Source organism: Lunatimonas salinarum (assembly GCF_017811155.1).
Lineage (GTDB): Bacteria > Bacteroidota > Bacteroidia > Cytophagales > Cyclobacteriaceae > Lunatimonas > Lunatimonas salinarum.
In genome coordinates this window covers 121958-142312 of sequence record NZ_JACVCV010000004.1, presented here as the reverse complement: position 1 = coordinate 142312, position 20355 = coordinate 121958, and the positions used below count along the sequence as shown (strand labels likewise).

At 48.4% G+C, this 20355-nt stretch carries 23 protein-coding genes; 13 read left to right on the top strand and 10 right to left on the bottom strand.

What is annotated here, in order from left to right; all coding sequences use genetic code 11:
- The first annotated feature begins 73 nt into the window (after positions 1 to 73).
- Positions 74 to 1018, top strand: coding sequence for a PorP/SprF family type IX secretion system membrane protein (locus tag IAQ59_RS06280; protein ID WP_209329940.1), 945 nt, complete (start codon positions 74 to 76; stop codon positions 1016 to 1018).
- A gap of 70 nt (positions 1019 to 1088) precedes the next feature.
- On the opposite strand, the gene IAQ59_RS06275 is transcribed toward IAQ59_RS06280, so the two are convergent.
- The 4 genes from IAQ59_RS06275 to IAQ59_RS22300 all read right to left on the bottom strand — a co-directional run bounded on the left by IAQ59_RS06275 (position 1089) and on the right by IAQ59_RS22300 (position 3304).
- Positions 1089 to 2354 (bottom strand): aminotransferase class V-fold PLP-dependent enzyme, encoded by a 1266-nt coding sequence (locus IAQ59_RS06275; protein WP_209329939.1) that lies wholly within the window; start codon positions 2352 to 2354, stop codon positions 1089 to 1091.
- A gap of 163 nt (positions 2355 to 2517) precedes the next feature.
- Complete coding sequence (locus IAQ59_RS22310) at positions 2518 to 2703, bottom strand: hypothetical protein (protein ID WP_245189461.1); 186 nt, start codon at positions 2701 to 2703, stop codon at positions 2518 to 2520.
- A 21-nt stretch (positions 2704 to 2724) separates the two neighbouring features.
- Positions 2725 to 3096, bottom strand: a complete 372-nt coding sequence (locus IAQ59_RS22305; RefSeq protein ID WP_245189460.1) for an ImmA/IrrE family metallo-endopeptidase — start codon at positions 3094 to 3096, stop codon at positions 2725 to 2727.
- Positions 3059 to 3304 carry a helix-turn-helix domain-containing protein gene (locus IAQ59_RS22300; protein WP_245189459.1) on the bottom strand — a complete coding sequence of 82 codons (246 nt, stop codon included), beginning with the start codon at positions 3302 to 3304 and terminating at the stop codon, positions 3059 to 3061. The genes IAQ59_RS22305 and IAQ59_RS22300 overlap by 38 nt, the downstream gene beginning before the upstream one ends.
- 182 nt (positions 3305 to 3486) lie before the next feature.
- On the opposite strand from IAQ59_RS22300, the gene IAQ59_RS06265 reads away from it, so the two are divergent.
- The 4 genes from IAQ59_RS06265 (at position 3487) to IAQ59_RS06250 (ending at position 7494) form a co-directional block, all read left to right on the top strand.
- On the top strand, positions 3487 to 4647 hold the full coding sequence (locus tag IAQ59_RS06265; protein ID WP_209329938.1) for an ImmA/IrrE family metallo-endopeptidase: 1161 nt from the start codon (positions 3487 to 3489) through the stop codon (positions 4645 to 4647).
- Positions 4644 to 5240, top strand: coding sequence for a DUF4411 family protein (locus IAQ59_RS06260; RefSeq protein ID WP_209329937.1), 597 nt, complete (start codon positions 4644 to 4646; stop codon positions 5238 to 5240). Before IAQ59_RS06265 ends, IAQ59_RS06260 begins: the two co-directional genes overlap by 4 nt.
- A gap of 1 nt (position 5241) precedes the next feature.
- Complete coding sequence (locus IAQ59_RS06255) at positions 5242 to 7110, top strand: hypothetical protein (RefSeq protein ID WP_209329936.1); 1869 nt, start codon at positions 5242 to 5244, stop codon at positions 7108 to 7110.
- Positions 7111 to 7239: 129 nt separating this feature from the next.
- Positions 7240 to 7494 (top strand): hypothetical protein, encoded by a 255-nt coding sequence (locus IAQ59_RS06250; RefSeq protein WP_209329935.1) that lies wholly within the window; start codon positions 7240 to 7242, stop codon positions 7492 to 7494.
- A gap of 79 nt (positions 7495 to 7573) precedes the next feature.
- Here IAQ59_RS06250 and IAQ59_RS06245 read toward each other — a convergent pair whose 3' ends face one another.
- The 4 genes from IAQ59_RS06245 to IAQ59_RS06230 form a co-directional block, all read right to left on the bottom strand.
- On the bottom strand, positions 7574 to 8032 hold the full coding sequence (locus IAQ59_RS06245; RefSeq protein WP_209329934.1) for a protein-export chaperone SecB: 459 nt from the start codon (positions 8030 to 8032) through the stop codon (positions 7574 to 7576).
- On the bottom strand, positions 8029 to 8511 hold the full coding sequence (locus IAQ59_RS06240; protein WP_209329933.1) for a helix-turn-helix domain-containing protein: 483 nt from the start codon (positions 8509 to 8511) through the stop codon (positions 8029 to 8031). Before IAQ59_RS06240 ends, IAQ59_RS06245 begins: the two co-directional genes overlap by 4 nt.
- Positions 8504 to 9058, bottom strand: coding sequence for a hypothetical protein (locus IAQ59_RS06235; RefSeq protein ID WP_209329932.1), 555 nt, complete (start codon positions 9056 to 9058; stop codon positions 8504 to 8506). The genes IAQ59_RS06240 and IAQ59_RS06235 overlap by 8 nt, the downstream gene beginning before the upstream one ends.
- 220 nt (positions 9059 to 9278) lie before the next feature.
- Positions 9279 to 10085: an XRE family transcriptional regulator gene (locus tag IAQ59_RS06230; protein ID WP_209329931.1), complete on the bottom strand. Its 807-nt coding sequence runs from the start codon at positions 10083 to 10085 to the stop codon at positions 9279 to 9281.
- A gap of 70 nt (positions 10086 to 10155) precedes the next feature.
- Here IAQ59_RS06230 and IAQ59_RS06225 point away from each other — a divergent pair, with 70 nt between their 5' ends.
- From IAQ59_RS06225 to IAQ59_RS06195, 7 genes are all read left to right on the top strand, one after another.
- Complete coding sequence (locus tag IAQ59_RS06225; protein WP_209329930.1) at positions 10156 to 10902, top strand: ImuA family protein; 747 nt, start codon at positions 10156 to 10158, stop codon at positions 10900 to 10902.
- Positions 10895 to 12388: a Y-family DNA polymerase gene (locus IAQ59_RS06220; protein ID WP_245189458.1), complete on the top strand. Its 1494-nt coding sequence runs from the start codon at positions 10895 to 10897 to the stop codon at positions 12386 to 12388. Before IAQ59_RS06225 ends, IAQ59_RS06220 begins: the two co-directional genes overlap by 8 nt.
- 37 nt (positions 12389 to 12425) lie before the next feature.
- On the top strand, positions 12426 to 15647 hold the full coding sequence (locus IAQ59_RS06215) for an error-prone DNA polymerase (protein ID WP_209329929.1): 3222 nt from the start codon (positions 12426 to 12428) through the stop codon (positions 15645 to 15647).
- A gap of 151 nt (positions 15648 to 15798) precedes the next feature.
- Entirely contained in the window at positions 15799 to 16008 is a 210-nt protein-coding gene (locus IAQ59_RS06210; RefSeq protein WP_209329928.1) for a hypothetical protein, read from the top strand.
- Between the two features lie 36 nt (positions 16009 to 16044).
- Positions 16045 to 16212 (top strand): hypothetical protein, encoded by a 168-nt coding sequence (locus IAQ59_RS06205; RefSeq protein WP_209329927.1) that lies wholly within the window; start codon positions 16045 to 16047, stop codon positions 16210 to 16212.
- A gap of 165 nt (positions 16213 to 16377) precedes the next feature.
- Positions 16378 to 16923 (top strand): antitoxin Xre/MbcA/ParS toxin-binding domain-containing protein, encoded by a 546-nt coding sequence (locus IAQ59_RS06200; RefSeq protein ID WP_209329926.1) that lies wholly within the window; start codon positions 16378 to 16380, stop codon positions 16921 to 16923.
- Between the two features lie 3 nt (positions 16924 to 16926).
- Positions 16927 to 17394: an RES family NAD+ phosphorylase gene (locus IAQ59_RS06195; RefSeq protein ID WP_245189457.1), complete on the top strand. Its 468-nt coding sequence runs from the start codon at positions 16927 to 16929 to the stop codon at positions 17392 to 17394.
- Positions 17395 to 17712: 318 nt separating this feature from the next.
- Here the strand turns inward: IAQ59_RS06195 and IAQ59_RS06190 are convergent, their stop codons facing one another.
- Positions 17713 to 18744, bottom strand: a complete 1032-nt coding sequence (locus tag IAQ59_RS06190; RefSeq protein WP_245189456.1) for a dienelactone hydrolase family protein — start codon at positions 18742 to 18744, stop codon at positions 17713 to 17715.
- Positions 18745 to 18956: 212 nt separating this feature from the next.
- On the opposite strand from IAQ59_RS06190, the gene IAQ59_RS06185 reads away from it, so the two are divergent.
- On the top strand, positions 18957 to 19697 hold the full coding sequence (locus tag IAQ59_RS06185; RefSeq protein ID WP_209329925.1) for a hypothetical protein: 741 nt from the start codon (positions 18957 to 18959) through the stop codon (positions 19695 to 19697).
- Here the strand turns inward: IAQ59_RS06185 and IAQ59_RS06180 are convergent.
- The gene (locus tag IAQ59_RS06180) at positions 19680 to 20318 is read right to left on the bottom strand and encodes a hypothetical protein (protein ID WP_209329924.1); all 639 of its coding nucleotides are present in this window, start codon (positions 20316 to 20318) and stop codon (positions 19680 to 19682) included. The genes IAQ59_RS06185 and IAQ59_RS06180 overlap by 18 nt on opposite strands.
- Positions 20319 to 20355: the final 37 nt, after the last annotated feature.

The window sequence follows — 20355 nt, the reverse complement described above, 5'->3', positions numbered from 1 at the left end:
AGGTTTCCCCATTCGGGTTATTGTCAAGATGGGACAGGTAGTCCAGGGCCTTGAGTACCAAATGATAAAAAAAATGAAAGTGAGACAGATACTAGTTGGGATGGTGCTATGCTGCGGTATTTCCGTGGAGGCATTCGGTCAGAGCAGGAAGTACATTTCCCAGTTTACGCAGTTTCAGAGTTACTACAATCCCGGCCTGACCGGCTACGAGGGCAGTGCGCTGAGAGGGTTTGTACGGAATCAGTGGAGTGGTGTGGAGGGTGCCCCAAAAACCAGGTTTTTGAGCATAGAACTTGACTTTGGCGAGTTGGGAGGATTGGAAGACCCAGCTCTCATGGGTAAAAATGCCGTGAGTCTGAACATGCTGCATGACACGTACGGGGCCTTTATGGAAACGGAACTGATTGGGGCCTATGCCAGCCGGATCCGCATAACAGACCGGCACAACGTACGCCTTGGCGCCGGTGTCAATTACCTGTCGGTCAGGTTGGATGGCAATGCGCTGACGGTAGAGCAGGCACAGGATGCATCCATTGGTCAGTATTTGGGCAGTTTCGCCAATATGCAGATCATTGATTTTAACTTGGGGCTCGCATTGACACACGAAGACTACTATATCTCCTACGGCATGCACCATGTCAATGGCGGGCGCTTGTCTTCAGGCGATGATTTTATGAACGGGCAGCCCATGTCTATCATGGTGCAGACCGGATACCGGTACTCATTTAGCGAGAGTGTCACCGGTATTGGAAATTTTTTCTACCGCAAGCAAGAGGGCTTTGCAGATAATACAGAAATCAACCTGAAAGCGCTCATGCTGGATACCTTTTGGGTGGGAGCAGGGCATCGGTTAAACTACGCAAACTCGCTGCACGTCGGATACCTCGGAGGCGCTATTCGCTTGGGCTATGTATATGAGTACCCCATTAACTCCAGCCGGCAGTTTTTGGGCAACACCCACGAATTTATGGTTATGTTCCGGTTTTTTGACCAACAGGGGCCGGGTGGGATTTGGTAGTTTTGGATCCTTGTAATGGGTTTGTGTTAAATGGCAAGATCGTGGGAGATTCCATGTATTGTATTGGATGCTATCCCTTTGCCAGCTCCGTGCAGGCTTTTACCAGCACATCCAACTCATCCAGCGTTGTATAGAGGTTGGGACTGATTCGGCAGCCGTGAACGTTTTGACCGTCGATTGCTACGGTGAAAATCTTGTATTTATCCATCAGGACCTTTGCAAAATCTGCCGGTTTCATGCCCTCGATGCCTACGTTTCCGATCCCGCAATGGCGCGCAGGATCCGCGGGCGTGTTGACGATTACACCGGGAATATCCCGCACCTTGCTGGTCCAATACGTTTGCAGATACCGGAGTCGTGCTTCTTTTCGCGCTCCGCCGATGGCATCGTGGTAGTCGATGGCGTCGTTGATGGCCAAGTCGGTATGCGCGGGGTGGGTACCCACGTGGTTAAGCCCATGAATATCAGTGTGAGCGCGGGACCCCTCAGCAAGCAAGGGCCAGATCTTTTCCGCATTTCCTTTCTTGACGTACAGTAGCCCGGCACCAAGCGGCGTACTCAGCCATTTGTGCAGACTGGATCCGTAGTAGTCGCAATCCAGGTCAGGCAGGTTAAATTGAAAATGGCCAAAGGCGTGGGCACCATCCACCAATACCGAGACCCCTTTGCTATGGGCCATGTCGCAGATTTTACGTACCGGCAGGATCTGACCGGTGATATTGATGATGTGGGAAACCATGAGTAGCCTGGTCTTTGGCGTGATTACCCGGGCATAGAGATCCACGATCTCTTCGTCCGATTTGGGGTGGTTTGGTACAGAAACCACTTTGTTTACGACCCCGTATCGTCTGGCAGCGAGTTTGAATTGATTCAGCATGGCGCCATAATCCTGTTCTGCCATGACTGCTTCATCCCCTTCCTTCCAGTCAATGCCCGTGATGATCATATCCAGCGATTCGGTGGCGTTGCGGGTGATCACGAGCTCCTCCGGGCTGCAACCTCCCATTGCTGCAAGTCGGGCTGCTGTGGCATCTTTGTCTTTCTTCCTATGGTTCCGCATGTACCAGGATCCCTGGTAATTTACATCCCGTACGTGTTGGATGAAATTTTCCAGTGTCTCCTGCGGTACAAAGCAGTAGAAACCATTTTCCAGGTTGATATAATCGGGTTTTAGCTTGTATCCCGCCCGTATCCTTGCCCAAAAATCTTCATCTGATGCGAGCTGGGTTGGGGGAATATGCTCCACGCCGGACAGAAGCTGGGCAAAGGAGTTAATTCCAGGGCTGGCCGTAACACCCAATGCCATCAGATTTTTGAGGAAGGTTCGTTTTTTCATGTGTTTGGGAAGTTTGGTTAAATGTAACGAAAAAATGGCTGGATTTACAAGGGGTATTTTGTGTTTGGTACTTGTTTGTGGGTTTTGTGGGTGTTTTTGGTTCAGTGTTCATGGTTTAGATCCAGCTCAATAAAAATACAGGCGTTCGTAACAGCAATCCTCATCAGATAATTCTATTTTCTTTCCTAAACTCGGCCAATTTCTGATTTTTTAAGGCTGCTGCCTTACTGACGCTGATATACTCCTCCGCTAAGGCCCTAAACAAAAACTGGGAAAAACGATTGGAATGCTCTACTCCTTCGTAATCCACGGGCTCAGTGACCCGAAATCCCAACTGATTGAAAACCATGTTAAACTGTTTGAGGTAATTTCATGAAATCAAACCCAAGTTTTTAGCTCGATAAACCAAGGCTTGCATAGAAATCCCATACTGTTGTTTGATTGCACCCAGTTCATTCATCGACAGCTTGCTTCTCTTACCTCCTAATTCCTGCCGTAAGATTTCCTTGTGGATCAACATAGCTGATGCAAAAGCATGGCAGAATTTTTCCTTTTGCTTGTCTTCGTATCCATTGACATCAAGGAGCAAATGCCCCAATTCATACAAAGCAGTAAAACGCTTTCTGACAAGTTTGTTCTTAAACTTGGCTTTATTAAGGACGATTAAGGGAATGTCTTTCCCATTCACCCAAGTGGCAAAGCCATCAAAAGACTCTTCGGAATTCAATTTCTCCGAAATCAATGACTGTATCGGTATGAAAATAGTCGGTCCTGACTTTCAAGGCTTCTGCCAAAATGCCGATCATTTCAGAATCAGGAATAACCTGCCCCTGCTCGTATTTGCTGAGTGCTTGTTTGGTGATACGGTTTTCTATTCGGTCCGACAGACCTTGGAGGGATAAGCCATTCATCAAACGGGCTGATTTGAGACGGGAGGCGAGGTATTTCATTGGTTCTAAGTGTTTTCACTTAAAATAAAAATACCTATTTTGGTTGACAAAACTAAATTTTATTACATGGGTGTCAACTGACTTTCTTAATAGAGTAAAATAAAATTAATTATTGCATGGCTTGTTGAGGCATATTGTATTATTTTACGCTTGGTATTACACAGCATGTTAATAATCTCTCCTTGAAAACAACAACCTATAATATTGACAGAATTAAACACTTGATCCAGCAATACCAGTTGGATAAGGAAGAGTTCCTGCAATTGGTAAGTGAGGGATTAAAGAATTCTTTAACCTGGGAAACTGTTTTCAAGGAAGAAATCCAGATTAACCATCTCAAGCGAATAGACAAGATTTTCAAAAAGGGGCTTTCTTATTACTTAGATCCAACGCCTCCTGTTAAGAGTAAGGATTCAAGTATTTTTTTCAGAAAGGAAAAATTTGGGACAAACCTGAATCTTGCTGCAAAGAAAATTGTAAATCATTTTGAGGAGCTAAAGATTTCTCTTTCAGGATTGGCTAAGCTCTCTGATATCAATCTGGAAAGAAAGATCTCTGTTTTCAGTAGTAATGATAATCCTATTTCGGTTGCGAATAAGGTCCGTGAACTACTGATGCCCCGTTTTAAAAAAGACCCAAAGAAATTTCTCAATGCCTTAATTGATAAATTTGCTGAATACAATATTTTGGTATTTGAATATGTAGAGCATCCTGCTTTGAAAGAAAAAACGAATATTGATGGATTCTTTTTGCAGCCAAATGTCATTGTATTGAGAAGAAATCAGGATTATTTCAAAAGAGAAATATTCACTCTTGCACATGAGCTTGGTCATTATCTTCTCAACCAAGAAGAAGTAGAGTCCATGGATTATGATCACATGGCTTTTGGGAAGATCAATAAGATAGAGGCATGGTGTAACAATTTTGCTTTTGCCTTTTTAGCAGGATCCGAGTTTATTAATTTGGAGAAACTGCCCAATCTTACCACACGGAATGATTATAACTTTGATGAAGTCAAAGCCATTTCGGATCAAACACATTTGAGCTTTACCGCTATTCTGACTTATCTCGTTAACAAGGGAAAAGTGGGTGGTGCTATTTATGCCAAAATGAGAAGTAATCAAGAGGAAGAGAATCAATTGAGAAAAGAAGAAGAGAAAAAGAAGCGGGAGCTGGAAAAAGAAATGGGTAAAGCTTCCATGGCAAGCATAGGTAAACCCATTAAATCCCCATTGTTTGTATCCACTATACAGTCTGCTTTTTTTGACGGGGTAATCAATGAATATGAGCTGTGCAAAACGCTTAATCTCAAGCCCAACCAACTTGAAAAATACCTGAGATGAAGGCTGTAATCGATACCAGTTCCCTTTTGAGTTTGGTTCGGTATTACCTGCCTTTTGATAAGAATGATATACTTTTTAATCTAATCAAGACTAAAATAGAAACCAGAGAGATAGTAATACTTGATGCAGTTCTCCAAGAATGTAGATTTGTTTCTAAAAAGTTGGTCGTCAATAAGCTGGCCTATTTGGTCGAAAAAGAATTTCAGAAGACATTTCACATTCCCGTTAAGACTGATGAACTACTTCCTTTGGCTCCAAAGAAATTTCTTGGTATGCTTCAGAATCAATTTATAGCCAATAATTTTCAATATAGAAAACTGAATGAAGCAGAGTTTGAGGTAAAAAAGAAGGAGTTTATGGAGTCTGCCGATGCAAAAATGATCATGCAATGCCAGTATATAATGAGGGAATTTTCCGATGAAGAGGTTTTTATTGTGACAGAGGAAAGCAATTCAGAAAATGACCATAAGCTTTTCAAAAAAATCCCGGCAATTTGTCAGATTTTAGGTATCAAGGTATTAAACCTTCCTGAACTTTTGAACAAGTTTACGGAGTTGGACCTTGGATTTAATTTTAAAATCATAAACCAATAAAATGGATGAGATTCAAATTTACGCCTCCGCAACTGTCGCTATTTTAGGTATCGCATATCCCATTCTTCTTCAGGTTATTTCCAGATTAGACGAAAAGTATGATTCTGATTATATCGTGGAGCTTTTTGAAAGGGAATGGAGCAGAAAACTATTCATCATCAGTTTAATAGCCACATTGATTTCCACATTAATTTGGACGATGAAGTGGCCTCCATTGATACTAAGAGATTTCTATATTGTACAAAACTCTGCTGCTATTTTGGTTATTACAACAACGACTTTTTTAATAATCGTGTTTTTCAGGTTTGTAGATAAGGTCATTGTGTATTATACCCCTCAAAAAATTGTAAAGTATTTCATAAAGGAGCATGAAAATTCCAGAGAAGACTTGAAATACTTTAAAGCTCTATCAAATATCTTTTTGGTTTCGATCAAGCGACACCAAAAAAGCATATCAAAAACCTTGTCAAATTTTTTCTATGGAGAATTCAGAAAAGTGCGTGAAAAATATAGAAATCAGCCTGTTGAGTGTCCGCAGCAATTTTATGATCTCCTGTACAATTCAATAGAAGAGTTGATTCTTACAAAAGAAAGAAGAAATAGAACCTTGGAATACAGGATAGGCAGTGGTATTTGGCTTATCGGAGAAACAGAAGAAGTGCAAATTTCTGAAAGAACATATTTATGGTTATGGTTAAACCTGCGCATAGCAGCTCAATTTAATCATGATGATATGGTGTTCGCATATTGGGAAAATGCTGATCAATATTACTCATATAATCTCCAAAGGATAGAACCCATTCATGATTTAAATCCTACAACTGGCTCGGTTGAACCATCAAATCAAGATGAAATAAAACAGCGGGAATCCGAAAGAGAAAGGTTCATTGAATTTCATTATGCTTTAGGTGGGCTTTTGACATTTTCCAAAAGATTTGACTGCATAAGAAGAATGTTTGAGCATACAAATCAAATACCACCTAAGTATGTATTACTTCCAGATTCGATGAATGAAATATTCAAGTTCTTTTTTATAATCAGAAATGACTTTAACCGTGAATATGAATGGATTTCAAATAAATACCCCTTTCCAAAATTAAGTGGACTAAGAGCTGATGGAATGGTGAAAAGATGGATTTGTTCATATATGGCAATTCTGTTTTTGAGGCAGTATACTTTGCATTCCTATTTTATTTATTCACGTCCTTTAGATTACCCCAATTTACCTCCAACACAGGGAGAAAAAAAGACATGGATTGAGGGGATGGATTTCTTCAAAGGGCTGGTTGTTGATCTTCTCGGAAATTCTGAAATAATGGAGTCATTAGGGTTAGGGTTTCTGACCAAGAGTTGGTGTGAAGAAAACGAAAAACCTTATCCATTAGAGTTTTTTGATAGTCTGAAAGAAAAGCTTGAAGCGGAATATGAACAAGGGTCGCTTACAATATCTGTGAATCCTGGAAAAGAAAACCAGTTTATTGATTCAAGTAAAAGAATAATTGAGCCTGCGGTAGAGTCTGCATTGAGGATAAATAATGCTTCACCTATCGAAGGAGAGGTTGATAAACGGTATGTGATTGGAGAAAGGATGTTGCAAAGCAAAGACCCTTTTTCCGAGAACCCCGAGGCATCGCATGCAAATTTTGATTCCATTTTAGCGGAAGTTATTGCAAGAAAAATTATTGATGGTTTGGGATTTACTTTCTTTTTGAAGCTTGCTAAAACATATTTAATGCGATCGGATTCCCTTTTTATGGCAATTGATGCTCTCAAGGTTAATAAGGAGGAATTTGTGATCGTCAATTTTGGAGTGAGGATTAGCTACTATATAGAGTCTATCAATGTTAGAGGGTTGACAGAGGAATCATAGAAAGAAATTCCTATCATAAACTTTAAGGGAGGAAGGTCTGTAAACCGTGCTCTATTTGTTCTTAAAAAAGCAGATTTTCCAGAAATCACTTCACTTCCCATAGATCCGGAGGTAGAAGAAAAGTATATATTGAAACCCATAAGTGATCAATTTAATATAAAAGGGTCTGTAATTGATTTGTATCAAAACGAAGATATCAGAAAGGAATTCACTGGTAAAGAAAAATCAGATGAAGAGTTGAAGAAGTCCGTTTTGGTTTCGATATACCTAACTCTTGAGATAAAATGGAAAAAAGAAGCTAAGATCGTGGAGCTTGCAGAACGTTCGCCCTGGGAAGAACAAGGGATTGCACATGAACTTAAGGATATTGTTCCTTTTGAGTAGATCACTCAGCGCATAAAATGAGCTTCGGAAAAATGGAACTTGAAAGAGTTATAAAGCTTAGTGAAAAATTTTAATTGAATCACTCCTCCTGCTTTCCCTCCCCCGCCTTATCCCTCAACAGCTGCGTAATATCAATCGGTGGCAACAGATACCCGCCCATAGGCCCCAGATTGGTGATTTGATAGATAATGTTCCGGAGATTGTTAATCATCATATTGAGGGTGGAAAATTGAGTTAGGTTGTTTTTGAGATTCTCGTCGAGGGCTTCCGGGTTTTGAATACGGAAAGTACCGCCTCCTTCTACCATAATTTTATACCCGGGAAGTGGTTTGTCACCATCTTCATTGATCTCAACAGTGGTAAAAAGTAGGATTTCTTTGGTTTTCTCATTCTCCCGGCGTCTAAAATCTATATCCACAACATAGGATTGAAACAATTCCTTGACGTCAAATTCTGACTCCTTCGGAATTACAAACTCTACATGCGATTCCAACAACTTGAAATCCAATAACTGTAAAGGGGAAAATTTAGCTTTCATCCGGCCATTGCATAATCATCCTCCGCCATAGGACTAACAGCCATTACGGTTTGAGGATTGGTTACTTGATTTTTTAATTTGAGGTACTCTTGGGTTTTGGACCAGCGCTGATGATAAGCAGTCACTTCTTCATTTATCCTTGCTTCCAAAGCCTCTTTTGTGGTTATAAACTCATCCTCTGCCAGAACAGTATGCATTGTAATTCCCAGAACCTTTTCAAGCTTATCTATGGTAGAAAACTTAAAGTCACCTTGACCCTTGACCCATTTGCTGACCTGCTGAGGGGTGACTTCCAATTCTCTGGCAAGCTGGGCTTGACTCCATCCCTTTTCATCCAATGCATCCAAAAGCCTTAAAGCAACTTTAGCAGCTTGTCTAAGCGTTGTTTTGTTGGCTTTCCTAAATTCTACCTTTTCCTTCCAATTGGAAGTTGGGTTTTCGGAAGCTAGTCCTTTGATTTTTTTTTCAGTCTTATTCATTGTTGTCAAGGTCTAGGTAAACAAATTCAGGAGTTTCTCCTTCTTCATTGAGGTATTTTTTAACCCTTTCCAATTTATGTAACTCCAATTTGGTGTGTGGCCTATCAGCCATTTGATGGGTTAGTTTGATAGCCCCGCCAGTAATAACGAAAGAGGAACCGTACCGGATGGCATAAACGCGTAAAAATGAATTGCTTTGGGGTCCATAGGCTTTTAATGCTTGTAGAGGATATGTTTTTTCTTTCTCTCTATTGTCCAGAGGTTTAAAGTAATCCGCTAGGGATTTTCCAGTTTTATCCTCTGCCAACTTATAAAGGAGCTCGAATAAGGCATCCGCGTCTTCGATTGTCTGTAGTACGATTTTGTTAAGTTTGGCTTTCGGATAGTAGCTCTCGTAATCTTTCTTATACTTCATGAAGAACTCCCTAAGAAACTCTACATCTGACCACTGTTCTTGTAGTACTTCAAGCGCATCCAAGTCCTCTCTTTCGTACTTGACAGCGAAGAGGCTTTCTTTAGAGCGTTCAAAGATACTAACAATTTTCATAATATCAACCTGTAGGTTTATATTTAGCTTTCAGGCCATACCTCTCTTTACCCCCCCCATCTCCACCACCACATACTTGACCTCCCGCACACCATCTCCCCCTCCGAAATGCTTTCGTCAATATAGCTTGGGGCAGTTGGTCAACCTGTCCAAGCCATACTCATTCAATTTCGGAATTTGATTGAATGAGTATTCATAATGCAAATTTCCAATTTCAAATTCACCCCTCCTTCCATCCACTGACCACCTGCTGCATGTCCCTTACGGCCCGTACGAGCTGCTGTAGGTCGGTTTCGGGCTCGGGGAGTTGGCGGCTGGTGTAGGCGTGGAATTTCCATATCTCCAGCACCTCGCCCGCAGCCACCGCATATGGCTCAAAGAGGGGGTTGAGGGACTTTAGCCTTACCATGCCGTCCGGATCCACCGTCACCAGCTTAAAGACAAAATCCTGTTGCCCACTCAGGATCACAATGCAGGGGGTGTCGGCTTTGAGGCCGGACCAGTCTTCCACATACTGCGTCACCACGTCGCTTCCCCCGGGGATGGGCAGCATGGAGTCTCCCACAATGGGGAAGATCCGATAGGTGCCTTGTTTGGGCAGGTTGGGCAGGGAGAACTTGGGCAGGGAGGCGATAAATTCGGGATCGTTGTATCCTGCCATGTATCCCGCCTTGGCCTTGATGGGCACGTATTCCACGTGCTCGTTGTTGCCCTTGTCCACGCTGATGGCCAAGACCCGCAGATTGCCTCCCCGGATGTATACGTCGTTGCCCGCCTCTAGCTCCCGAAGCTTTAGCTCCCCAAGTTTGGAGAGGTCCACCCGGATCAGGCTGTCTATGCTGATGCCGAAATACCCGGAGATACCCAGGAAATCTTCCGGGGAAGGGGCCTTGGTCTGCCCGGACTCCAGGGCGTTTACCTTGGAGCGGGTCAGGCCCAGGGCTTCTGCCAGCCCCTGCTGCGTTTGGCTCCTGCGCTCACGAAGAAATTTCAGGTTTCCCGAAAAAAAGTTTTTTGGCTTTTCCATCAGATTTTGGTATTATTAAAGTCAATGATTTGACATGATACGTGTCAAATATAGGGGTTTTGCCAAATATATGAAACTGACAAGCAATAAAATAGAACGACTGCGCCAGTTGCGGCAGGAGGTCATGGCACTGGAGGGATCCCTGCCCCGGGAAGCCCAGCGGGGGAATACGGCCCTGGAGCTGGGTCCCATGCAGGCGGCCTTTCCGAGGCATGTGTTTCCCCTTGCCGCCAACCACGAGTTTGTCAGTACCACCGCTTCAGAGGCGGCAGCCACCCAAGGATTTATCACCTCCCTGCTGGGCATGTTGCTCCGCAAAGGGGGCTTCTGCCTCTGGATAGGGAACCGACGGCGAGTGTTTCCGCCCGGTATGCGGCTGTTTGGCCTGGATCCGGATCGGGTGGTGTTTGTGGACTTGTCTTCTGAAAAGGAGGTGCTCTGGACGCTGGAGCAGGCCCTGAAATGCGATGCATTGGCGGCGGTGGTGGGAGAACTCCGGGAGCTGAGCTTTGCCGATTCCCAACGCCTGCAACTGGCCGTGGAGCGCAGCCGGGTCACGGGTTTTCTGCACCGCCATCAGCCCCGGAGCCTGCACGCCACCGCCTGCACTACCCGCTGGAAGGTGGCTCCCCTTCCCAGTCAGGTGGAGGAGGGAATGCCCGGCGTGGGTTTCCCTACTTGGCGGGTGGAGTTGCTGAAGGTACGGAATGGCAGGCCCGGGACTTGGGAGTTGGCCTGGAGGGGACAGGGATTCCGTCCCTTGTCCAGAAAGGAGCTGTTCCAGGAACGCGTACAGGAGGGGCGTCGCTATGCCTAGGCGTTTTCTGTCCCTATGGTTTTGCCATCTGACCACCGACCGGCTGGCGATACGCAGGCCCGAGCTGAAGGGAAAGGCCTTTGTGTTGGCAGCTCCCGAGCGGGGGAGGACGGTGGTGCGGGCGGCCAGTAGAGAGGCGTTGGCGCTGGGCATCCATCCTGGCACAGCTGTGGCAGATGCTCGGGCCATTTATCCCACCTTGGAGGTGTTGACCGACAAGCCCGGCTGGGGAGATAAGCTGCTGTATCGCTTGGCGGAATGGAGCCTGCGCTACACACCTTATGCGGCTCCGGATCCCCCGGCCGGCCTGATGCTGGATATTTCGGGTTGTCCGCACCTTTGGGGCGGGGAGCGGCCCTACCTGGAGGCGGTGCTGGCTGAGTTGGGGGCCAAGGGCTACCGCGTGCGGGGGGCCATAGCCGATACCATCGGTGCAGCCTGGGCATTGGCGCGCTACGGGGAGGAAGATGGTTGCATTGCCGGTGCCGGAGGGCAGCGGGAGGCCTTGCTGTCTTTGCCGCCCAGTGCGCTGCGTTTGGAGGCACCTGTGCTGGAAGGGCTGCAGAAGTTGGGGTTTCGCCAGATCCATCAGTTTATCGATATGCCCTCGCCTACCCTGCGGAGGCGTTTTGGTGAGGGCCTGTTGCGGCGGCTGGGGCAGGCAGTGGGCATGGCGCAGGAATCCTTTACGCCGGTGCAGCCCCGGGTTCCTTACGAGGAGCAACTGCCCTGTCTGGAGCCCATCAGCACGCGAAAGGGGATAGAGATAGCCCTGCAGCATTTGCTGGATAGGTTATGCCAGCGTCTTTCCCGGGAGGGCAGGGGGCTGCGCAAGGCGGTGTTCAGTGGGCTGCGTGTGGACGGAAAAACGGTTCAGATCAGTATAGGTACGGGTAGGGCTTCCCATAACCCGGAGCACCTGTTCCGCCTGTTTGCCTTGAAGATACCCACCTTTGAGCCGGCCTTGGGGGTAGAACGCTTTACCCTGGAGGGGCTGTTGGTGGAAAAAGTGCACAGCCCGCAGGAACAATTGTGGCACCGCTCCGGAGATCCCGCTGCCGTGGCCGAGCTGCTGGATCGGGTGGAGGCCAAGGTGGGTGCTGGACACATACACCGTTACCTGCCCCAAGAACACCACTGGCCCGAGCGTTCCATCCGTCCTGCGGAGTCATTGGACGAGCAGTCCGACACCGCCTGGCCCGACACGTCCCGTCCCCTGCACGTACTGCCCGAACCGGAGCCCATCGAGGTGATGGTACCCCTGCCCGATTACCCTCCGGTGCATTTCAGGCATCAGGGCAAAATCATTCAGGTAGCCAAAGCCGACGGACCCGAACGCATAGAGCAGGAATGGTGGCTGCAGACCGGTGCTCCCCGCGATTACTACTGTGTGGAGGATCCCTCGGGAGCCAGGTACTGGCTCTTTCGGCTGGGGCTGTATGGCAATGGGGAGCCTAGGTGGTTTTTGCACGGCTTTTTCCCATAGCTAGGCGGCGGGTTTTGAACAAGACAGATCAACGATAATGCGCGAACAAGATTATATCGAACTACAGGTAACGACAAACTTTTCCTTTTTGCGGGGAGGTTCCCATCCGGAAGAGATGGTTTGGCGGGCCAAGCAGCTGGGGTATGGAGGGGTGGCGGTGACCGACCGCAATACCCTGGCGGGCATCGTCCGTGCCCATGCGGCAGCCAAGGAGTCCGGCCTGCGTTTTATCCCCGCCTGTAGGCTGGATCTGCTGGATGGCCCCAGTCTCTTGGTCTATCCTACGGATCAGGAGGCCTATGGACGTCTTTCTTCGCTGCTCACGGTGGGCAATATGCGGGCGGAGAAAGGGGTGTGCCACCTTTACCGCGCGGATGTCTACGAATATGCGGAGGGTATCCTGTTTATTGCCGTGCCGCCGGCAGAGCTGAATGCGGAGCTGGATTTTTCCCCGGATTTTTATGCCGCATTGGAAGCATACAAGGAGGCTCTGGGCAATCGACTTTCCCTTGGTGCGGCTTTTTATTACGGGGGCAGAGACCACAAGCGCATGCATAGGCTGCTTCTTGCGGAGCAACGTTTGGGAATACCGCTGGTGGCCGTAAACGATGTGCACTACCATGCGCCAGGTAGGCGGGCCCTGCAGGATGTGCTTACCTGCATTCGGGAAAAGTGCACGGTGCAAAGTGCGGGCTTTCGCCTGCACCCCAATGCCGAACGCTACCTTAAGCCCCGGGAGGAGATGTTCCGGCTGTTTCGGGACTATCCGGCTGCCTTGAGGCGCACCCTGGAGATAGCCGAATCCTGTACTTTTTCTCTGGATCAATTGAAATATCAGTATCCCGAGGAGATCACCAGCGAAGGGCGCAGCCCACAGGAGGAACTGGAACTGCTGACCTGGGAAGGGGCGAAGGTTGCTTTCGGAGGTCGGATTCCGGAAAGTATCCGGGAGAGCATCGTCTATGAGCTTGAGTTTATCGCTCGCAAGGAATATGCTTCTTATTTTCTTACCGTGTACGACTTGGTGCGCTTTGCCCGGGATCGGGGCATACTCTGTCAGGGGCGGGGTTCGGCTGCCAATTCGGTGGTCTGCTATTGCATGGGCATTACTTCGGTGGATCCTTCCAAGTTTAAGCTGCTCTTTGCCCGGTTTATGTCCGATGCCCGCAACGAGCCCCCGGACATCGATGTGGACTTTGAGCACGAGCGGCGGGAGGAGGTGATGCAGTATATCTACGAAAAATACGGCCGTGATCGGGCGGGCATCGTGGCCACGGTCACCCAGGTGCACTGGAAGGGTGCCGTGCGGGATGTGGGCAAGGCCATGGGTCTGTCACTGGATGCGGTGGATCGGCTCGCCAAGTCGGGGCATGAGCTTACGGAAGAGTGGCTGCAAGGGGATGCGGTGTCGTCGCAGGGTTTTAACCCCAAGGATCCCCACCTGCGGAAGACGCTGGCGCTTACCCGGCAGTATATGGGGTTTCCCCGTCAGTTGGGGCAGCATACGGGTGGGTTTGTGATCACGCGGGACAAGCTGGCCAAGCTGTGTCCGGTGCTCCATGCCCGTATGGCCAACCGTACCTGCATCGAATGGGACAAAGACGATATCGATGCCTTGGGCTTTTTGAAGGTGGACGTGCTGGCGCTGGGGATGCTTACCTGCATCCGAAAGGCCTTTGACCTGGTGAGGGATCATTATGGGAGGGAGCTTACGCTGGCCAATATTCCGCAAGACGATCCCGAAGTCTATGAGATGATCTGCCATGCGGATACGCTGGGGGTGTTTCAGATAGAAAGTCGCGCGCAGATGTCCATGCTGCCGAGACTGCAGCCGCGGACTTTTTACGACCTGGTGATCGAGGTGGCCATCGTACGGCCGGGACCCATACAGGGAGATATGGTGCACCCCTACCTCAAGAGACGCAGGGGAGAAGTGCCCGTGGAGTATCCCTCCAAAGAGTTGGAAGAGATCCTGGGCCGGACGCTGGGGGTGCCGCTGTTTCAGGAGCAGGCCATGGAGATTGCCATCGTGGCGGCGGGCTTTACCCCGGCCGAGGCGGACGGGCTGCGCCGTAGCATGGCGACCTTCAAGGCCCACGGGCTGGTGAGCCAATACGAGAAAAAGCTGGTGGGAGGCATGGTGGCCCGCGGATACGAGGAGGAGTTTGCCAAGCGGGTGTTTCGGCAGTTGGAGGGGTTTGGCAGCTATGGTTTTCCTGAGAGCCATGCGGCCAGTTTTGCGCTGCTGGTTTATATATCCTGTTGGCTCAAATACCATTACCCGGATGTTTTTGCGGCGGCCTTGCTCAACAGTCAGCCCATGGGGTTTTACCGGCCGGCCCAGATCGTGACGGATGCCCGCAAGCACGGCGTGGAGGTGCGGGCTGTGGACGTGAACCGCTCCCTGTGGGATAATGTGTTTGAGGAAAAGCAGGGGAAATACTTTGCCATCAGGTTGGGTTTTCGGCATGTAAAGGGGTTGCAGCAGGAAGATATGGAGCGGTTGGTAGCTCGTCGGACAAGGCCCTATGCCCAGGTCACTGAGCTGATCCATGTGGGGGTGCCCAAGGCTGCTTTGGAGCGTTTGGCAGATGCGGATGCGTTCCGCTCTATGGGGCTGCACCGCAGGCAGGCGCTGTGGGATGTGCTTGCCCTGCAGGGCAGGCCGGTGGGGGTGTTTGAGGGGCAGGTGCTGGAGACCCCGGAGGAAAGAAAGATAGCCCTCCCGGAAGTATCCCCCATGGAGCATGTGATGCGCGACTATGCGGCCACCACGCTTTCGCTGAAGGCGCATCCGGTCAGCTTTGTGCGCGAAAAGCTGGACCAGCTACGGGTGATTCCCACGGGCCTCTTGGGCAAGTTGAAGGATGGGGCTTTCGTGAAGGTCTGTGGGCTGATTACCGTTAGGCAACGCCCCGGGACGGCCAAAGGGGTGCTTTTTGTGACCATTGAGGATGAGACGGGCTTTGCCAATTTGGTGGTGTGGGCCAAGACCTTTGAGCAGTATCGTCCGGTGATCCTGCAGTCCAAGCTGCTGATGGTGGCGGGCAAGGTGCAGATAGAAGGGGAGGTGATCCACGTGGTGGTGCGCTCCTGCCACAACCTGAACAGCCTGCTGCGGGTAGATCCCGATGCACGCAATATCGGTTCGGTAGGGAAATCCGTACGTGCCGGCTCTGCTAAGCCGGGGGCTAAACCACTGGCTACGCTGGACAAACCGGTGCAGGGAGAGCTTTTCCCTTCCAGGGATTTTAAGTGAGAGAGGAGTTTCCATCGCTTTCCTTACGGGTAGGGATAAAGGCCAACAGATAATGACATCTAAAAAAAACGGTCCACTGAAATTTTTTTTCACCGGTTGGGTTTTATTATTGGGTATTGTAATTAATTTCTAACCTTAAAATCCTTTTAAAATGAAAGAGTTATCAATTTTACAAATGGAAAACATCGTTGGAGGGACTAGTACTTCAAACAACTGCTCAAACTTAGGTAATGGCTTAGCTATAGGAGGAATGATAGTGGGAGCTACTCTACTAGCAATAGGTCCTATTGGATGGGGTGCGTTATTGAGTTTTGGATTAAGTTATGCGTCTGTAATGGCTTGCCAATTTGGGTATGCTTAACTTTATTCAGTGAGTACTAAAATAAAAGGTAGTCAGATGAAGACTCTAAATTTGATTCTATTGGTAATCTGTATTGTGCTAATTATCTCAACCGTTTACGCTTACGTCGTGGATGAGATCTCCCTTAGGCTGTTTGTGCTATTGCTTGCATCCATGACCATCTCAGCAGTGATTGTGGGCAGACGATTGGTGACTGGTGCCTAATAAATGGATGCCCTACAAGTAGGTTGATTTTTAAAAAGAGCGTTGGGCTGCCCGTCCGATGCTCTTTTTTGTAAGGTATTATCTCGGCAAAGTGGGTTGTAAATGGGGAATAACTTGTAAAATTATTTCAAATGATGTATATTTGTTTGTCAAATGAAACTGATTATGGCAAAGGTTAAAAAATACATGCCCCCGGCCCAAGAGGATGTGTCCGCCCTTCATGATCTCCAAGGGGAGTACGGATATGCCGATACATTTGTCGTCCGGAGGGGAGATGATAGGGTCAGTTATGAGGTAAAGAGAGGCTATGGGTATTTTTTGGTCTCCCTCAGAGATGTCCACAGTATGTTTGATGTGGCGGCACACCTAGAAAAGAACCTTACATTTGCCGAGATTTCTCCCATCGTTGATTTTTTGGAGCTGAAGATGGTGGATGTGGCCAAGGCGACGGCTGTTTCGCCGAGCACGGTATCCAGGTGGTCTGCTGCGAGCCTGATAGGTACGCCGGGTTCTTACCAGTTCTTTAAGATCGATGAGGCCATCAGGAAGGGTATGGAGGGTTTTGGTCAGCAATCCCACTTCAAATCCTGGCTGCACACTCCCAATTTATCCCTAGGTCAATCTAAGCCGGTGGATCTGATGCTTTCCATGGCGGGCATAGAGCTGGTGCATGAGGCGGTAGATGCCCTCCACTACGGCAATTTCCTCTAGCGCATGTTGACATATTACCGCATGATGTCGGAGAGGTACCACCAAGCGCCGTACAGCAGTTCCCTGTCTGGCGGAAGGTGGAACCCCAAAGGGTTGCCCATGATCTACGCGGCAAGCTCGGCTGCTTTGGCGGCTTTGGAGTACCTATGTATCAAGGGGACATCTGTTGGTGCCGATCCGTGGTTTGTGATCGTATATGAGATCCCGTCCGATAGCCTGATCGGTACACTCGAAAGGAGCAGTCTTCCCGAGAATTGGGATGTATTGCCCCATGGCAAAGCGACCCAGGATTTTGGCAGGCAGTGGCTGATGCAAAATACCTTTCCCTTTCTCCAGGTTCCTTCCGCGCGGTTGCATGAGTCTTTTTATCCGGAAGAGCACAATTTATTGATCAATCCCTCCTTTCCCGGTATACAGGAGCTGTTGCGGGTGGTGGATACCCGCAAGTTTGCTTACAAACTTGGGGGCTGATGGCACTTCGGTGGATGGGTGCCTCAGGGTATTGATTCCACGTCTTTGCGCTTGGGAGGTGTCTTCGCAGCCTTCTTTCTGCGTTGCCCGAGGCTAATGATTTTGCACCCTTGGTGCTGATAATTAACCAAACACCAACGGTGCGACGGGCACTGGTATGGCCTAAAGGGCCATGGAATCGTGCGGCCACCTCCATTAAAGCACCAATGGTGCGGTAATCATAGAAATAGCCTACCAAGGTTATGCAAACATGTCATTCCAATCCCCGTAAGCACCAAAGGTGTGACAATCCATCCCACAGACATCCCGATCTGTTTTTTAGAGCCACTGCCGGAGAAACTCCAGGATATCGGCTCTCATTTCCGCGGTTTCCTCGTGACCCACGTCGTAGATCTTGAGTTTCCAGGCGTCGGGAGCCCCTTCATTTTCGTAAGCTTTCTTTAGCTCAGTGTCGATGATTTCCAGCCCTTCGAGCGGGGTCAGGGGGTCGAATCGTCCGGCAAGCCCAAAATGGGGCCGTGGGGCGATCAGCGCATTGATGGATGCGGTCGTAAAGTGCGTTAGGAGGTCGGGCACGTAGTAATAGATGCCGTGGAGGCGAAGTTCTCCCTTGTCCATCAACGTATGGAAGTCTGTCAGACAGTTGAGGTCTACCACCACCTTGATTCGTTCATCCAAAGCTCCCAGCCACCAGGCCATGGTGCTTCCCATGGACATGCCCATGGTGGCAATGCGGTCTGTATCCAAATCTTCACGGGTGTGCAAGTAGTCCAATGCCTTCAGGTTATCATATACCATCATGCCAAACATCACTTGCCCCTTCCAAAGCATCTCCTTGAAGATATCCAGTTCCGGTCTTCCAGACCGCTCGCCAAAGCCCCACGAATCTAAGCAGAATGCGGCGTAGCCCTCCTCGGCCAAGGCTTTGGCATAGGCCGGTGACTGCATTTCCTTTCTGCCCATCACCAGTTCATTTTTGCCCACCGCATATTGGCCGAAGTGGGAATGGTTAAAAAATACCAAGGGTAGTTTTCCTTGGGCGTTGGCGGGTTTGGTAAAGAAGGCAGGCACCTTCTCTATCCCGTTCAGGTCCATCAGCCATTTTTCGGTCACCATTCCGTCGGTTTCGGTTACAGCTACCAACTCCACGGATATTGGTCGGTCCCTTTCGGGCAGTCGTCCCAGCAATTTATAGAGTTCGGTTCTGCGTGTTGTTTTGGAGATCATTTCGTCGCTTTTGATAGAATCGGATTGGATGGGATGGGTACATGCCTGCCAAATGAGTAGGACGAGAACCAAAAAATAAAAAGGGGTTAATAACTTCCTGTTCGATTGGGGGGCATCGTTCATAAGAGAGAGCTTTTGTTATCCTAAGGTAGCTTATTTTGTGCAATACAGCCCGCTTTCTGGGAGCATACAGGTAAAATACGGCTATTTTTTTAATCTATAGTTGCTTTGTTTTCAGCTATCCGCTCTGATACCCGACAGGTAAGAAGATTGGCTTTGTCAGCTTCGTACCAATTCACCTCATTGGAATGCGCTGAATTTGTTATTTTTAGCCGATGAATGAAGTTCACGAGCTGTTTGATTTTTTCAAAGACCATCTGTCGATACGTGCGATAGCTGAGGAGTTGGCGGTTTTTCAGCTTGATACCTATTTATCTGAGATGGGAAACCGAAATTTCCAGACTGCCGTAGTGGCTACTCCTGCAGGCCTGATGAAATTTGATGCGGGGGATGATCGCCTGATGGAAATTCCCGCAGATGAGGTATTTTCTCTGAACGCCCCATTGCTATCGGTATTTCCGCATATCGCGGAGAAAAGGAGGGTGTTTTTGCGGAGTGGAGGAAGGGTTACGCATATTGCCACCCGTAGCGACTTGGACAAAATCCCCGTTCGATTGGCCTTGTTTGGATTTGTGAGTGTCTTGGAGACGGTGTTAAAAGAAATGGTGCGTACCTTTGTGCCGAAATGGGAGCAGAGTTTGTCCAGTGAACGGCTGGCGGCTGCCCGTAAGCTTTACCGGATGAAGCGCTCCCGTTCTGAAGAGATTGATCTGGTCCAATGCCTGCATTTGGCAGACCTGGGTTCGGTTTTTTCGAAGGAAAAACGGTACCGAATTTTTGGGAATCACCTCAGTAGAAAGGCCTTTGACGACACCATGCGAGATTTGGGGAAGTTACGGGATGCTCTCGCCCATTCGCAGGATATGTTGCCCTTTGAATGGAGGGAAATATCGGAATTGATATCGTTTATTCTTCACGTGTTGGACACCGACTTTCCGTCACCTACGTTCAAGTAGGCGATTGGGGGTAGGTAGGGAAAGCGCTGCCATTTCTCCGATCATCCCCACCCGGAAGCTGCCGTGAACATCGATTCTGGGTGTAGTTTCCGGTATTCGTCCACTAGGTATTCGGGTAAAGAGTTTTCCACGAAAGGTACCCTCCATCAGGCGCTGTTCTTGGCTGGTACGGGTTACCTCTACTTCGAAAAAGACATCCATATTCGGGTCGTTGGTGCGCTGTTTGTTTAGGGTATAGTTTCCGACCAAAAAGCTGATAATTCCACTTTCCTGTTTGGTCCCCGACTGTGGCGAAAAACTAAAGTTGGCAAAAAAGCAGGCATTGGCTCCTGGGTTGATGGTACAGTGTCCATCCACATCGATGAGCAGTATATCCAATTGGTTTACGAACACCAAGTAGTTTTGAGGCTGGGCGTCTGGCTTTTGTTCCACGAAGCCCAGTCCGCCGTCCACATTTAAATAGTTTTCGGCTAGCCGGTAGCGGTATTCAAATTGCTCTTCACCCACATTCAGCTGAAAAAACACCTCTTCCTCCATTCGGGTGTTTGGTTCCTCTTGATCGCTTGTGCAAGCAGCAAGCAATAGAAGAAGGATAGGGAGCAGAAAGCGGAGGCGGACCATGTTTTTTGAGACGGTGTTTTATCCCGTCAATTTATGG